The sequence below is a fragment of the Gulosibacter chungangensis genome (genome assembly GCF_008831155.1).
Classification (GTDB): Bacteria; Actinomycetota; Actinomycetes; order Actinomycetales; family Microbacteriaceae; genus Gulosibacter; species Gulosibacter chungangensis.
In genome coordinates, this window is sequence record NZ_WBKB01000008.1 from 67,705 (window position 1) to 83,293 (window position 15,589).

A 15,589-nucleotide genomic window follows, 5' to 3' on the forward strand; every position below is an offset into this window, starting at 1 on the left:
CCACCCATTGAAACGTTTTGGTGCCGAGTCTTCTCTATGTTGAGGCGCGAATTGCACATCAGATGCGTTCTCCACAAACAACTGAGAGTTCGGTTAAGAACACTGAAAGGTTTCGACTTGAAGTCAAACAAGTTTGGCAAGGCTCTCGCGGCAACCGGCGTCGCAGCGTGCATGGCAATGGCAGGCACCGCGTTCGCCGCCCCCGCGATCGCGGCGGACGTTTCCCCCAAGAACGTCATCGTGCTCATCGGTGACGGTATGGGCTACAACCACCTCGACCTGATGAACGCATCGAACACCGGCGAGACCTACTGGCAGGTGCAGCGCGGTGGCGACCAGAAGGTGATCCTCTCCGGCGAAAACGCCGCCCCAACCGGCTGGCAGGCCTGGGACCACGTTGGCCAGTCCACCCACTCGGCCAATAGCAACGCCTACGACAGCAACGCATCCTGGACCGACTTCTCCTGGAACGCCGCCTCGGCAACTGACTCGGCTGCCGCGGGTACCGCAATGGCCACCGGCGTGAAGACCAACAACGGCATGCTCGGCTTCGACCCCGAGAACAACGAACTCGAAAACCTCACCCAGCGCGCGGAACAGCTCGACAAGAGCACCGGCGTAGTCTCCTCAGTGCCGTACTCGCACGCGACCCCCGCGGCATACTCCTCGCACAACGAGAACCGCAACGCCTACGGCGAGATCGCCAACGAGCAGATCTACGGCGACCTCGAAGTGGTCTTCGGTGTAGCTCACCCCCACTACGACAACGACGGTCAGCCGCGCGAAAACGGCAACTTTACCTACATCAACGAAGCCGACTGGGAAGCCGTCTCAAACGGTGAAACCGACCGCACCTTCATCGAAACCACCGAAGACTTCGAGGCACTCACCACCGGTGAGACCCCCGAGACCGTCTTCGGCACCCCGCAGGTGGGCGACACCCTCCAGCAGGGTCGCAGCGAGGGCGCACCGATGAACGACGTTGTGGACCTCAAGACCATGACCGAGGGTGCCCTCAACGTTCTCGACAACAACGACAACGGCTTCTTCCTGATGGTTGAAGGCGGCGCGATCGACTGGGCCGGCCACGCCAACCAGACCGACCGCGATCTCGAAGAACTCCAGGACTTTGACCAGACCGTTGACGCAGTCATCGACTGGGTTGAGACCAACTCGAACTGGGATGACACCCTCGTGGTCATCACCGCCGACCACGAAACCGGCTACCTCTACGGTGAGACCGAGGGCGACTACAGCTCGATGGTCCCCAACGCCGAAGCAGCCGGCGGCTCGCTCCACACCTGGAACAGCGGCGACCACACGAACCAGCTCGTACCGTTCTTCTACAAGGGCGCCGGTTCGGAGGTCATCGCTTCGATGGCCGCGGCAAACAACGACCGCGTGCGTGGCGACTACCTCGACAACACCGACATGGCCGCGTGGCTGCTCGACGAGGCCTGGGTAGTTCCGGCCGAGGGCGGCAACGATGACGAGGAACCCACCGAGACCGACGACAACTCGGCCACCGACCCGGTTGACACCGAGGACCCGGCAGACACCGAAGAGCCGACCGAAACCGATGATGCTACCTCCCCCACCACAGACAAGGATGGCGACAAGAACGGCAACAAGGGTAACGGCACCTCGACCGACGCCGACAAGGGCGACAAGCTCGCCCAGACCGGTGCGGATGCATTCCTCCCGATCGGCATTGCAGCCGGCACGCTGCTGCTGGCCGGCGCCGGATTCGCACTGAAGGGCTGGCGTAAGGCAGCCGCCGAATAGGCAGCTCACCAAGATTGTGGCCCCGCAGTTCTCCCTTTCGAACTGCGGGGCCACTTACTTTTGGCAGACCACACCCGCGCATCCGTCCCGGCGCATCCTGAACGAACCCCGCGAGAAATTTATGTCCTATTGACATGACATATAGACTGGGCATAGGTTCTGTCGCGAGCGACGAACGTCGCAACACCAGACCTACGCCGAACCCGCGATCAAGGAGGACCCGATGCTCGATCAGGCAACGCGATATACCGGAATGATGCCCACTGAGGCGCATAACTACCTACTGGCCGAGGAATACGGCCTCAAGTTCGACAGCTTTGGCCTCGACGACGCCTGGGCCATCGGCACCTGGCTGCGTGACTACGCCGTCGAACACGACCTCTCGATTGCCATCGCAATCAAGCTCGGCGAGCAGCGCGCCTTCCACGCCGCCACTGGCAGCGCGGATGCCGAAAATGATGCTTGGCTCGAGCGGAAGTTCCGCATCGTCAATCGCTATGGCCACTCCTCCCTCGCAGTGCGCTACGACTTCCTTGCCAATGGGCAGGCCGCCGACGAACACTCAGACGCAGACGCCGAGGGCTATGCCGCACCCGGCGGTGGGTTCCCGATCCGTGTGGGGCTCAACGTCATCGGCGCGATCGGCGTGAGCGGTCTGGAAATGCACGAAGATCACGCGCTCATCGTGAAGGCGCTCCAGGAATACCGCGGCCGCGCATGAGCCGCCAGCGGGAGGTGCGGATCGCGCTGCTCGGCGCGGGCAAGATGGCGCGCGTCCACGCGCTGAACATCGCCCAGACTCCGGGGGCTCGTCTCGCGATTGTCGCGGGCGGCTCGAAAGCCCCGGAGCTCGCCGAGCGGTACGGTGCCGCCACGGCCGCCGTCGAAGCGGCCTGCGCGAGCAGCGAAGTCGACGCGGTGGTGATCGCCTCCCCCAACGGCGTGCACGCCGACCACATTGAGCTCGCGGCTCGCCACGACAAGGCGATCCTGGTAGAAAAGCCGGTGGACCTCGACCTCGCGCGGGTGGATGCGTGCATCACCAATGTCGGTTCGGCCACCGAACGCTGCGTGGTCGCCTTCAACCGCCGGTTCGACCCGTCCTTCGCGGCACTGCGACAGCGCGTGCACGCCGGCGAAATCGGGGCCCTGCAGCAGCTGACGATCACGAGCCGCGACCCGGCCCGGCCGCCACTGGAATATGTCCCCACTTCCGGTGGGCTCTTCCGCGACATGACCATCCATGATTTCGATATGTCCCGCTATATCGCGGGCGAGATCACGAAGGTGTATGCCTTCGGGCAACGCCTCGATCCAGACCTTGCGGAGCTCGGCGACTACTCCGGAGCGCTCGTGACGCTGGAAACCGCCACCGGCGCATCCGTGGTGATTCAAAACTCGCGGCACAACCCGAGCGGTTTCGATCAACGCGTGGAGGCCTTCGGCGCCGCAGGCACCCTCGCGCTGACCAACCCCACACCAACACTGGTGCGCTCTTCGGGACCTGACCACAGCGGTGCCGGTGATGCGTTCATCCGCCCGTATGCCGAACGCTATGCCGCCTCCTACCGGGCCGAAATCGAGCACCTCGTCGCCGTCACGCGAGGGGATGCTGCCCCACTCGCGAACCTGCACGACGGTCGGCACGCACTGGCGCTTGCCCTGGCCGCCGCGGAATCCGCACGGCGTGGGGTGGCAGTATCGCTGGAACAATAACGCCGCTCGACCGACAAAAATCCCCGTTCCCAGGTGCATCCAAGTACATAGGGAACGGGGATTTTTTGTTACCGCAGAAGCAGCTGCATAGCTACTCCCACTCGATGGTCCCCGGCGGCTTCGAAGTCACGTCGAGCACGACGCGGTTGACCTCTTCAACCTCATTGGTAATGCGGTTCGAAATCTTCGCGAGCACGTCATAGGGGATGCGCGACCAGTCGGCCGTCATCGCATCCTCACTCGAGACCGGGCGCAGCACGATCGGGTGACCGTAGGTGCGGCCATCACCCTGCACGCCCACCGAGCGCACATCCGCGAGGAGCACGACCGGGCACTGCCAAATCTCGCTGTCGAGACCGGCGGCGGTGAGCTCTTCGCGAGCAATCGCATCCGCCTCGCGCAGGATCGCGAGCCGCTCCTCGTTGACCGCACCGATGATGCGGATGCCGAGGCCCGGGCCCGGGAAGGGCTGGCGGGAGACGATGACCTCGGGGACGCCGAGTTCGCGACCCACTGCGCGGACCTCGTCCTTGAAGAGGGCACGAAGGGGCTCGACGAGTTCGAACTTCATGTCCTCGGGAAGGCCGCCGACATTGTGGTGGGATTTGATGTTCGCGGTGCCGGTGCCGCCGCCGGATTCGACGACGTCCGGGTAGAGGGTGCCCTGCACGAGGAACTTAATCTCGCCGGGAATGTCATCGGTGCGGGACTCTTCCACGAGGCGAGCCGCGGTGGACTCGAAGACGCGGATGAACTCGCGGCCGATGATCTTGCGCTTTTCTTCCGGGTCGGTGACCCCCTCGAGGTGCCCCAGGAACTGCTCCCGCGCATCCACGGTCACGAGGCGCACGCCGGTCGCGGCCACGAAATCTTCCTCAACCTGGCGGCGCTCGTCCTTGCGAAGCAGGCCGTGGTCCACGAAGACGCAGGTGAGCTGCTCCCCCACCGCGCGCTGCACGAGCGCCGCGGCAACGGCCGAGTCAACCCCACCCGACAGGCCACAGATGACCTCATCGCCGCCGATCTGCTCGCGGATGCGGGCGACCTGCTCTTCGATGATCGAGCCGGGATTCCAGTCATTCGGGATGCCCGCGGCGCGGTGCAGGAAGGCGGCAAGCACTTCCTGGCCGTGCTCGGAGTGCAGCACCTCGGGGTGCCACTGCACGCCGTAGAGCTTCCGCTCTTCGTTGGCGAATGCGGCCACCGGGGTGTCGTCGGTGGATGCGAGCACCTGGAAGCCCTCGGGGGCCTTCGCGACCGAGTCGCCGTGGCTCATCCAGACGATCTGGTTGCCGGGCTGCTCGGCGAGGATGCTCGAGGAGGAAGCCTGGTCGGAGAGGACCACGTGTGTGGAGCCGTATTCGCGCTTACCGGTGCGAGCTACCTCGCCACCGAGCGCGACGGCCATGGTCTGGAAGCCGTAGCAAATGCCGAAGGTCGGGACACCGAGCGAAAAGATTTCGGAGTCGAAGTTAGGCGCATCCTCGGCGTACACGCTCGAGGGGCCACCCGACAGCACAATGGCAAGCGGTTGCTTGGCGGCAACCTCGGCGGCGCTAATGGTGTGCGGAACGATTTCGGAGTACACGTTCGCCTCGCGCACCCGTCGGGCAATCAGCTGGGCGTACTGCGCGCCGAAATCGACAACGAGTACCGGCCGAACTGCGGTCGAAGAAGATTCATCTGTCACCCGACCAAGTCTAGGGCACTGAGCACGTCACCCTGGCACCGCGCACGCGACTACTCCCCGTCGGTGCGGCGCTTCACCTCGGCGTCCACCTCGGCGTCGAGCGCGGCGCGCTGCTCGGCGCTGAGCGAGTCCTCAACCGCCGCAAGCTTCGCGTCTTCCTCAACCCGCGCATCCCACATCAGCTGCGCCTCAGCAAGCTCGCGGTGGGCGCGCTTGGCCATCTGGTGCTCAGTAATGAAGGACAGGAACGGCACCACACCGCCGCCGGCCATCGCCAGCAGCCAGATGAGCTCCCACCGCATCTTGAGCCACACGAGGTACGACGCGATCAGGTACACCACGTAGAACCAACCGTGGATGATCAGAATCCAGCGCGAGAGGTTGAAGGCGGTGACCGTTCCCTCTTGCACGAGCGCCATGAAACCAAACGGCCCAAACATTTCGATCTCGAGATGGAAGGCGTACTTCAAGACCATTTCGACCACGAGCAACAGCAGCAAGATACCGGTGATCCAGGCGGTCACCTTGTAGAAGCGCAGTCGCGCGTGGATGCCGGGGAACTCTTCGGGGCGAGGGATTCTGCTCATCGTCAAACTCAGTTTCGTTCGGGGGCGGGCTTGTCTTGGGGTGCACGCTCGGCGGCAAGCGCGCGGAGTTTCTCGCGACGGATTTCTTCCGCGAGGTCGGCGACCGGGTCTTCCGCGAGCTCTGCCTGATAGTCATCGCGCACGAGGCGCCACCAAATGTAGATCGCCATGATCGCGAACACGAGCCATTCGATGGCGTAGAAGATATTGAGCAGGTCGAGCTGGAAACTATCGTCAATCGCGACCACCGCGATCGGTTGCAGCCCGGCCGGCAGCTCGACGCCGGTTTCGACGAGGCTCCAGGCCGCGTAGTAACTCACCGCCGGTGCCTGCCAGGTGTTGATGAGCTGGCCCGCGCTCATCGAATTCACCTGGGCCGGGTTCTGGCCATCGCGGTCAATGACCGGTTCCTGCAGCGCTTCCAGCTTGCCGACAATGTTCAGCGGCGCTGCCTGTTCGGCAATCTGTGGGGTGGATGCATTGAGCTCGGCAGCGGCCGCGAGGGCTTCGTCTTCGGTCGCGGCCCAGCCGAACGCTACCACCAGGCCCGGGTATTCGGAGGCGGTGCCGGTCTCGGTCTCCTCAGTAACTACCGGGCTACTGGGGAGAAATTCCGAGACCCCGTCATCCGCAACCGCGAGGTGCCCGACCACCCACCAGCCGGTTTCACCGTTCTGAATGCGGTTTGAGACGATCGTGAAATCCCCCGGCACCAGCCAGCCCGACATGGTGATCGAACGGGCTACCGTCTCTTCGGTCACGCCCCCACCGGGCTGGATCAGCTCTCCGAGCGGCACGACTTCCTCGTACTGTTCGCTGTCCACCGCGGTGGTCGACGAGTCGAAGGCGGCGTTCAGCTGCCAGCGTCCCAGCAGCAGAAACAGTACGACCACGAGGAGCGCACCACCGAGCAGGGCGAGCCATTTCGGCTTCACCATGGTCTTGAGCAATGCAGTCCTCGGGTTGTTGTTTGGGCGGGGGTGGTGTTTGGGGTCTGCGCTTGGCGCGGTCGAGCGCGACTAGCGCTGGTCGCCGTGCGGGATGACCGAAATATTCGACTTCTGGAAGGACTTGAGGTCGGTGTACCCGGTCGTGGCCATCGCGTAGCGCAGCGCACCCAAAAGGTTCTCGGTGCCGTCAGCCTGGTGTGCCGGGCCGCGAACGATCTCCTCGAGCGTGCCAACCTGGCCGATCTCCACGCGGTTGCCGCGCGGCAGCCGGTCGTGGCGCGCTTCCGCACCCCAGTGCCAGCCGCGACCCGGTGCGTTTGTGGCGCGAGCGAGCGCTGCGCCGAGCATCACCGCATCCGCACCGAGGGCGAGTGCCTTGACAATGTCACCCGAGGTGCCGAAGCCGCCGTCGGGAATCACGTGCACGTAGCGGCCGCCGGATTCGTCCATGTAGTCGCGGCGTGCCCCGGCAACATCCGCGATGGCGGTGGCGATCGAGGCCTGAATGCCGAGCACGCGTCGAGTGGTGGAGGCCGCTCCCCCGCCGAAGCCAACGAGCACACCGGCGGCGCCGGTGCGCATCAGGTGCAGCGCCGAGGTGTAGCTTGCCGCACCGCCGACGATCACAGGGGTGTCGAGTTCGTAAATGAACTTCTTGAGGTTGAGGGGTTCGCGGTTTTCCGAGACGTGTTCCGCCGAGACGGTCGAGCCGCGGATCACGAAAATATCCGCTCCGGCTTCGAGCACATCCTCGTAGTGGTCCTGGGTGCGCTGCGGCGAGAGTGCGCCGGCGACAACCACGCCCGCGTCGCGGATCTCCTGCAGGCGCGCCTTGATCAGCTCGCCCTTGATCGGCTCACGATAAATCTCTTGGATTCGCGTGGTCGCCTGGGCTGCGGGCAGGTCGGCGATCTCCGCGAGCAGGGGCTCGGGGTCTTCGTAGCGGGTCCACAGCCCCTCGAGGTCGAGGACACCGAGGCCACCGAGCTTGCTGAATTCGATGACGGTGCTCGGGCTCATCACCGAGTCCATCGGTGCGGCAACCAGCGGTGTCTCGAACTCAAACGCGTCGATCTTCCACGTCGTCGACACGTCCTCGGGGTCACGAGTTCGACGCGAGGGAATGATGGCAACGTCGTCGAGCGAATACACCTGTCGCGCGCGCTTTGCACGGCCAATCTCAAATTCAGTCACCAGCTAAGCCTATCGGGCTCTGGCTGGATGCGCCTATCGCGGCGCCACGCCGGTTACTGAACGAACTTCACTTACCGGCCACCTCGGCGTCAAGTGTCGGCAACCCTGTTCAGCGAAGGTCAGCTTGCGCGACCAATTACTTGGTCAGAGCGCACCGAAAATAAAAGAACTCAATCCGAGAAGGACGCGATTCCGTGCTGCCATTCCAGCCCGCAGAACCAATACGCGGCCGCCACCATCGACGAAAGCGCATCGGCCAATTCGGCCGAGCCGCTGCCGTCGCCGTGGTTGCCGCCGCCCTGACAACCCCGACCGCCGCATTCGCGGCCGACCTGGCTCCACAAAAATACGATGTGGAACCCGACGGTTCCGGCGTGCTCATTAGCGAAATCGCGGCCGGTGGCGCGGGTGCCACCCCACAAGCCAACCGCGACGGCAACCAGAACTTCATCGAGTTGACGAACTACGGCGACGCCGCCGTCGACCTCTCGGGGTGGAAGGTCTTCCGCTGCGGCCAGACCGGCGGCGGCTACGGCCCACAGACGGTCATCGCCGATGGCACCGTGCTCCAACCGGGTGACCAGTACACGACGGCGGCCGCCGCATCGAAGTACGAGGTCGATGGTTCCTACGACACCAGCCTGCACGCCTTTGGCTTCGGCGCCTTTATTGAGGATGCATCCGGCCAGCGACTCGACGCGATCGGGTTCTATCACGAGAATGTCTCCACCGACTGCGCCACCGCATCGGGCGAGTGGTCGCAAAACACGCTGCAGCACCGACTCGATGAATCGCACCAGCGAGTGGACAACACCGGCGATATCGACAAGGACTGGGTGGTCGCACCCCGCACCGTGGATGCGCCGAACGCGACCGAGTGGGATGTCCCCCGCGTAGACAACGGCCTGCGCATCACTGAGCTGTCCAATAGCGGCGCGGTCACGAGCGCCGACCAGTACGTGGAGATCACGAACTTTGGCGATGCTGCCGTAAACGTCGGCGGCTACCAGTACTTCCGCTGCGGCGACAACGGTTCGCAGTACCTGATGAACGGGAACCTGCCGGATGCTGAAATTCAGCCCGGTGAGAGCTTCCTGATCAGCCACAGCGGTGCCACCGACGAAGGCATCAAGGCGAACTCGGATGCGACCTTCTCGAGCGGCATGCACCACCTCAACTACGGTGCGATCATCTACACGCCGAACGAGGAAATCGTTGACCGCGTGGCCGTTTACGGAAACCGCAATAGCCCCTGCATGGACACGCGCCCCCTGGCTACCCAGCCGAATGCTTTCCACGGCGAGGTCATCGTGCGCGTGGACGACACCGGCGACAACAGCGTCGACTTCTCGCTCACCACGACCCGCACCCCGGGCGAGCATGACGCGAACCCTGCCGTCACCGCATCCCCCGTCTCAGAATTCACCGACATCAAGATCAGTGAGCTGACGGGGGCCGGCCCCCAGGGCGGCAATGACGAGTTCGTGGAACTCGCGAACTACGGCACCGAGACGGTGAACCTCTCGGGCTGGACCGCCTACCGCTGCTACGGCACCGGACAGCCGGGCATCGGCTCGAACGCGCAGGTGGCCGACCTCGGCAATGTCGACCTCGCTCCGGGCGAAACCTACCTGATGGTCGCCTCCGGCGCACCGGCAGAGCTCCGCGACATCGCGGACGCAACCTACTCGACCGGCCTCAACCAGACCGACGGCTTCGGCATGTACATCACCGACGGCACCGGCGCGAAGGTGGACGCCGTCGCGGTCTACGACGTGAACCAGGATGTGTACACCCCCTGCCGCGAAGGCGAAGAGGTTCGCAACTACGTCAAGAACGACGAGGGTGAGTCGATCACCCGCGCGCAGGATACCGGCGACAACGAACTGGACTTCCAGATCGTCGCCGACCGCACCCCGGGCGAGCTGATTGATGCCCCGCTGATCGACCCGACGCAGCCGCTTGACGGCGAACTCGACCCGGTCGAGGTGGACACGAACCACGTGCCCGGTACCCCGACCGCTGCCCTGGACGACACCGGTTTTAATGCATCCGTCACCGTGAGCGACGAGGACGGCACGACCGTCTCCATGTCGGCATTCCAGGCCGAAAAGCGCGATGAAGCCGGCGTGAAGGTGTACGCGGGCACGACGAACGAGGCGATCCCCGCATCCCTCGAAATCGACGGCGAAGCCGAAATCGACACCGCTCAGGCGCTCGAGACCATCGGTACCGGGGGCGAATTCCCCTTCCAGCGTTTTGAGGTGCCGGTGACCGAAGGTGCCACGGGTGAGCAGTTCCTGTGGAGCGGCACCACCGCGTCCCGCAACGAAATCCAGCTGCTGGCGTGGAACACCGAGACCTCGGCCTGGGAGATTCTCACGACCGCCGTGCCATCTGCGGATGGCGACCTGTCGCTGATCGCCGAAATCCCCGCATCCGCCAGCAACGGCGGCACCGCGAACCTGCTCGTGATCGACGGGCCGCGCACCGAGGGCGGGCTGATCGATGAAATCGGCGTCACCGACCAGGCGTTCGCGAACCCCAGCAGCTACGACTTCGCGCTCAACCACATGACCGACACGCAGTTCTACTCCGAAGGCTACCGCGACGTGTTCCGCGAAATGGCCACCTGGGTGGTCGCGAACGCTGACGACCGCAAGATCGCGTACAACTCGCTCACCGGTGACATCATCGAGAACTGGATCAACGGCAATAACTCACCCGAGCGTGCCGAGCGGGAATACGCTGCGGCAGCCGAGATCATGTCGTACATCAACGACGCTGGGATTCCGAACGGCGTCCTGCCGGGCAACCACGACAACAAGTGGGGCTACGACAACGAGATGTACAACGAGTACTTCCCGGTCGATATGTACTCCTCGAAGGACTGGTACGGCGAATCCTGGCGCGAGGGTGACAACTCGGCACACACCGACTTCTTCTCGCACGAAGGTGTCGATTTCATGGTGATCAGCCTGCAGTACCGCCCCTCGATGGAGCAGATGGAATGGGCCTCCGAGCAGGCCGCTTCGCACCCGGACCACAATGTCATCATCGCGACGCACTCGTACCTGCACACCTCGGATGTTCGCGACAGCACCGAGCTGCGCTACACGGGTAACGCTGACGACATTTGGAAGTACGTGATCGCCCCGAACGACAACGTGTTCCTCGTCTTCGGTGGTCACTACCACGGTATTTCAACGCAGTACGCCGACCCGGTAACGGGTGAACAAGTGGATGCAACCGAGATCGCCGACGCCACCTACGCGCACACCAATGTGGGCGCAACCGGCCGCACGGTTGTCGAAATGCTCGCTGACTACCAGGGCTACCGTTCGACCCAGGTTGACGGCAACCCCAACGCGACCCGCGACGACCTGCTCGACCGCGACACCGGATTCCAGCGCCTGCTGCAGTTCGACCTCGACGCGAGCCTGATGGCCATCAACACCTACTCGCCACACCTCGACTCCTTCGAGGCATGGAAGTACGACGAGCCCGCATTCCGCGGCGACGCCGCCCGCTACGACGAGACTGACGAGGAATTCGTCGCGAACATCTCGCTCGTGCGCAACACGACGCTGTCGTCCACCGGCTGGGCTGTCACCGGCGCCCCGACCGAGGTCGCTTCGGTGACGGATGCTGCGGTTGGGGATGCGCTCGAGGTCGCCTTGACCGCGGGCGAGACCGACCAGGTTTGGTACGTCACGGCCACGGATGCGGACGGTAACTCGGTTGCTACCAAGCCGCTCGCGCTGACTGTGGAGGGTGCAGAAGAGCCTACTGAGCCTGAACCCACTGACCCAGAGCCCGGTGAGGGTGATGAGGATGCGAACGGTTCGGCTGACTCGTCGGGTGACGACAACGCTTCCGGTGACACCGCTGCCGAAGGTGACCAGGAAGCTTCCGGCGACACCAGCGCCGAAGGTGACCAAGAAGCCTCGGGCGACGCTGGCGCTGCCGGTTCGGCAAACGCTGAAGGCGACGCCGACGGCGAGCAGACACCGATCCCGTCAACCCCTGCCGAGGCTGACTCGGAAGCAAACGCTGCGGCCACTGGCTCCGACAATGGTTCCGCTGACGCCAACGACAGTGCAAACAACGCTGGCGGGTCGAAGGACTCCTCCGCAAACGAAGCTGACGGCACGGACGACGGGCTCGCGCAAACCGGCGCGAACGCGACCGTACCGCTCTTCATCGCCGGTGCACTCATCGCGCTCGGTGTCGCGGTACTCGTGATCCGACGCAAGCAGCAGGGCGTAGAGCTCTAAATCCCCTAGTCACAACCAGAATGTGGGAGTCGGCCAGCCGGTCGGCTCCCACTTTGGGTCTCCTGACGGGATCTCAGCTGGGTTCTTACTGCGAAGCTGGTTTCGATACGCGACCCTGCGGGCCGCACTCAACCAGCGGTAGGTTGGGACTGGTTTCGATATGCGGCCCAGCGTGCCGCACTCAACCAGCGGCGGAATTTACAACGAATGTGAGGCAGCGTGGCCGACTACATCCTCTCCCTCGATCAGGGCACCACCTCAACACGAGCGATCGTCTTCGACCGTGCCGGAAGCATCCTCGCAACCGCACAGCGCGAGCACACACAGTACTTCCCGCAGCCGGGTTGGGTGGAGCACGACGCGGACGAGATTTGGCGCAATGCCCGCAATTGCATCGGTCTGGTGCTCGCCGACGCGCAGCTCACCGCGACCGATATCGTCGCGGTCGGAATCACCAACCAGCGCGAGACCACGATCTGCTGGGACCGCAAGACCGGCAAACCCCTGCATCCAGCCATCGTTTGGCAGGACACTCGCACCCAGGAGATCGTTGACCGGATCGCTGAAGAAGGGGCTGAGCAGGGCGGCGTCGACCGGTTCCGCGAGCGCACCGGCCTGCCACTGAACGCCTATTTCACGGCCACCAAAATCGCTTGGCTGCTCGAGCACGTGGAGAGGATCCGCGAGCGCGCCGAGCGCGGCGAGGTACTCTTCGGCACGGTCGATTCCTGGCTCACCTGGCACCTGACCGGCGGCCCGAACGGCGGGGTGCACATCACCGACGTGACCAATGCATCCCGCAGCTTGCTGATGCGGCTCGACACCTGCCAGTGGGATGACGAGCTGCTGGAAGCCTTCGATATTCCGCGCGCCTGCCTGCCAGAGATTCGCTCCTCCAGCGAGGTCTACGGCCGCTGTTCGGTGCGCTCGCCGCTACCGGGTGTGCCGGTGGCCGGGATCCTCGGCGACCAGCAGGCGGCGACCTTCGGGCAGGCTGCGTTCGACATGGGCGAGGCGAAAAACACCTATGGCACCGGATCATTCCTCGTTTACGGCACCGGCACGAAGCCCGTGCAAAGCGAACATGGGCTGCTCACCACGGTCGCCTATCGGCTCGGGGATGGACCCACCCACTATGCGCTCGAGGGTTCGATCGCAGTCACGGGTTCGCTCGTGCAGTGGCTGCGCGACAACCTCGGGATGATCAAGTCTTCGGCCGAGATCGAACCGCTCGCTCAGACGGTCGAAGACAATGGCGGATGCTATATCGTCCCGGCGTTCTCGGGACTATACGCGCCCTGGTGGCGGCCGGATGCGCGCGGGGTGATCGTGGGCCTGACCCGTTTCATCAATAAGGGACACATTGCCCGCGCGGCGCTCGAGTCGACCGCTTTCCAGTCGGCAGACGTGCTGGATGCGTGCAACGCCGATGCGCCCGAACCATTGACCGAACTGCGCGTGGATGGCGGCATGACGGTGAACGACTCACTCATGCAGTTCCAGGCGGATGTGCTGGGAGTCCCAGTCGTGCGGCCTGTCGTTACCGAGACCACGGCGCTTGGTGCCGCGTTCGTCGCGGGGCTAGCGGTCGGATTCTGGTCGGGGCTCGACGAGCTTCGCAGTCTTTGGCAGGAGGACCGCCGCTTCTACCCTTCAATGCCGGAGGATGCGCGGGAAGCGCTCCGTGGCAAGTGGCGGGAAGCAGTCTCCCGTAGTTTCGATTTGGCCTAGCGGCCTGGCCTCGCAATAACGCGTTCGCCCCGACTGATTCAGTCGGGGCGAACGCGTGTAATGATCTCGGCGTAATGAGTTCAGCGGTTAGGGGAACTTCACGTTATCCACGCCGTACTGCGCCTGTTCTTCGGTGAATTCCTCATAGATGAGCTGGTCGTAGAGCTCGTCCTTAGTCATGTCCGGAATCGCGCTGAGGTAGGACTCGGCGGATTCCACAGCCTGTGCGTTCCAGTCAATGTCCATCGAGGCGACGGCGGCTTCTGCTTCATCAGAAGTGAAGCCGTCATAGATCAGGATGTCGATCAGGCCCTGCTCGGAGTATCCACCGACGTATTTGAGGAAGTCTTCGGCCGAGAGCACTGCCTGCTCGGTCCAGTCCACGTCGAGTTGTTCGACGGCCCAGGTGGCGTCTTCCGTCGAGAATTTTTCGTACTCGAGCTGATCGATGAGACCTTCCTTCGAGAAGGCCATCGTGTCGAGGTAGGACTCAGCCTTTTCCAGCGCATCCTGCTGGCTCTGCGTCGGGTTCGACGTGTTCGGCTTCGGGGCCTCGTTCGTCTCCTCAGTGGGCTCTTCCGCCTTGGTCTCTTCGGTCGGCTCTTCCGCAGTCTCCTGCGTCGTCGACTCGGCTACCGGCTCTTCCGCTTCGTCGGACTTTGAGCCCGAGTTGCTGACGGCAATACCAATGGCAATTGCCGCGATGATCACGACACCGACCCCACCGCCAATCCAGGCGATCAGCTTGTTGCGCTTGGACTTCGCGGCCTGCTGCGGGTCCTGCCCGTTCGGGCCGAACTGCCCGGCACCGTATCCCCCAGCACCGTAGCCGCCATCGCCGTATCCACCCTGGCCGCCGCCGTACTGCTGCGCACCAGCCTGGCCGGTGCCATACTGCGGCGCACCATAAGGGTCAGTACCGTACTGACTCGACTGGCCCTGGTCACCACCAAACTGCTGGGTGTTGTACATCTGGGTCGGTGCATCCGCCGCACTAAATTGCTGCGTCGGCGCGTCACCATACTGGCCAGCGCCTTGCTGGCCGGCACCGTACTGGTCCGAGCCGTACCGATCCGAACCGTACTGCCCTGAACCGGATTGTCCGCCGCCGTACTGCCCGGCATCGCCGCCGCCCGAAACGTACTGTCCCGAACCATCCGGCTGCGGCACCCCGTAGGAGCCAGTGGCGCCGTACTGTTCGGTCGGTGCGTCGCTCCCGAACTGGGATGCGTTGTACTGCTGCGTGGGAGCGTCACCAGAGCCGTACTGCCCGCCGCCGAAGCTATTGGAGTTCTGGTCACCTGAGCCGTACTGCCCGGAACCATACTGGTCGGAGCCGTACTGGCCCGCACCAAACTGGCCGGTGCCATACTGCTGCGTCGGTGCATCCCCTGCCCCACCCGACACCGGGCGGTAGTCGGAAGTCCAGGCGACGCCATCGAAGTAGCGCTCCTGCCCGGGCTGCTGCGAGTCTGGATACCAGCCCGCGGAGGGCGGATTCTGCCAAGAGTTATTCATTAACGATCCCATTCGTAGAGACAGTGCCGAACGTATCGCCACTCATAAACCAGGGAGAAGCTTATCTACCCTGCAAAAACACAACCAGAGTTGCGGCCATATTAATGTCTGCTGCACGCACAATAAAGAGTAATCGGTTTG

The 15,589-nt window shown here is 63.8% G+C and carries 10 protein-coding genes; 5 read left to right on the forward strand and 5 right to left on the reverse strand.

Annotated elements, in window-relative coordinates:
• The first annotated feature begins 117 nt into the window (after positions 1-117).
• The 3 genes from F8O05_RS11905 (at position 118) to F8O05_RS11915 (ending at position 3,501) form a co-directional block, all read left to right on the forward strand.
• Positions 118-1,785 (forward strand): alkaline phosphatase, encoded by a 1,668-nt coding sequence (locus F8O05_RS11905; protein WP_192497164.1) that lies wholly within the window; start codon positions 118-120, stop codon positions 1,783-1,785.
• A gap of 223 nt (positions 1,786-2,008) precedes the next feature.
• Positions 2,009-2,506: a heme-degrading domain-containing protein gene (locus tag F8O05_RS11910; protein WP_158052972.1), complete on the forward strand. Its 498-nt coding sequence runs from the start codon at positions 2,009-2,011 to the stop codon at positions 2,504-2,506.
• Positions 2,503-3,501 (forward strand): Gfo/Idh/MocA family protein, encoded by a 999-nt coding sequence (locus tag F8O05_RS11915; RefSeq protein ID WP_158052973.1) that lies wholly within the window; start codon positions 2,503-2,505, stop codon positions 3,499-3,501. Before F8O05_RS11910 ends, F8O05_RS11915 begins: the two co-directional genes overlap by 4 nt.
• A 91-nt stretch (positions 3,502-3,592) precedes the next feature.
• Here the strand turns inward: F8O05_RS11915 and guaA are convergent, their stop codons facing one another.
• The 4 genes from guaA to F8O05_RS11935 form a co-directional block, all read right to left on the reverse strand.
• The gene (gene guaA, locus F8O05_RS11920) at positions 3,593-5,191 is read right to left on the reverse strand and encodes a glutamine-hydrolyzing GMP synthase (RefSeq protein ID WP_158052974.1); all 1,599 of its coding nucleotides are present in this window, start codon (positions 5,189-5,191) and stop codon (positions 3,593-3,595) included.
• A 50-nt stretch (positions 5,192-5,241) separates the two neighbouring features.
• The gene (locus F8O05_RS11925; protein ID WP_158052975.1) at positions 5,242-5,778 is read right to left on the reverse strand and encodes a DUF3817 domain-containing protein; all 537 of its coding nucleotides are present in this window, start codon (positions 5,776-5,778) and stop codon (positions 5,242-5,244) included.
• Between the two features lie 8 nt (positions 5,779-5,786).
• Positions 5,787-6,728, reverse strand: coding sequence for an SURF1 family cytochrome oxidase biogenesis protein (locus tag F8O05_RS11930; protein WP_158052976.1), 942 nt, complete (start codon positions 6,726-6,728; stop codon positions 5,787-5,789).
• A gap of 69 nt (positions 6,729-6,797) precedes the next feature.
• On the reverse strand, positions 6,798-7,922 hold the full coding sequence (locus tag F8O05_RS11935) for a GuaB3 family IMP dehydrogenase-related protein (protein ID WP_158052977.1): 1,125 nt from the start codon (positions 7,920-7,922) through the stop codon (positions 6,798-6,800).
• Between the two features lie 194 nt (positions 7,923-8,116).
• Between F8O05_RS11935 and F8O05_RS11940 the strand changes: the two genes are divergently transcribed.
• Both F8O05_RS11940 and glpK read left to right on the forward strand, forming a co-directional pair.
• On the forward strand, positions 8,117-12,199 hold the full coding sequence (locus tag F8O05_RS11940; protein WP_158052978.1) for a lamin tail domain-containing protein: 4,083 nt from the start codon (positions 8,117-8,119) through the stop codon (positions 12,197-12,199).
• A gap of 219 nt (positions 12,200-12,418) precedes the next feature.
• On the forward strand, positions 12,419-13,930 hold the full coding sequence (glpK, locus tag F8O05_RS11945) for a glycerol kinase GlpK (RefSeq protein WP_158052979.1): 1,512 nt from the start codon (positions 12,419-12,421) through the stop codon (positions 13,928-13,930).
• A gap of 87 nt (positions 13,931-14,017) precedes the next feature.
• Here glpK and F8O05_RS11950 read toward each other — a convergent pair whose 3' ends face one another.
• Entirely contained in the window at positions 14,018-15,448 is a 1,431-nt protein-coding gene (locus F8O05_RS11950; RefSeq protein WP_192497165.1) for an Ltp family lipoprotein, read from the reverse strand.
• Between the last annotated feature and the right edge of the window lie 141 nt (positions 15,449-15,589).

Bases quoted from the DNA above. Each gene is read 5' to 3' on its own strand.
- F8O05_RS11950 (WP_192497165.1), bottom strand. From the start codon at position 15,448: ATGAATAACTCTTGGCAGAATCCGCCCTCCGCGGGCTGGTATCCAGAC.
- F8O05_RS11925 (WP_158052975.1), bottom strand. From the start codon at position 5,778: ATGAGCAGAATCCCTCGCCCCGAAGAGTTCCCCGGCATCCACGCGCGA.
- F8O05_RS11915 (WP_158052973.1), top strand. From the start codon at position 2,503: ATGAGCCGCCAGCGGGAGGTGCGGATCGCGCTGCTCGGCGCGGGCAAG.
- F8O05_RS11910 (WP_158052972.1), top strand. From the start codon at position 2,009: ATGCTCGATCAGGCAACGCGATATACCGGAATGATGCCCACTGAGGCG.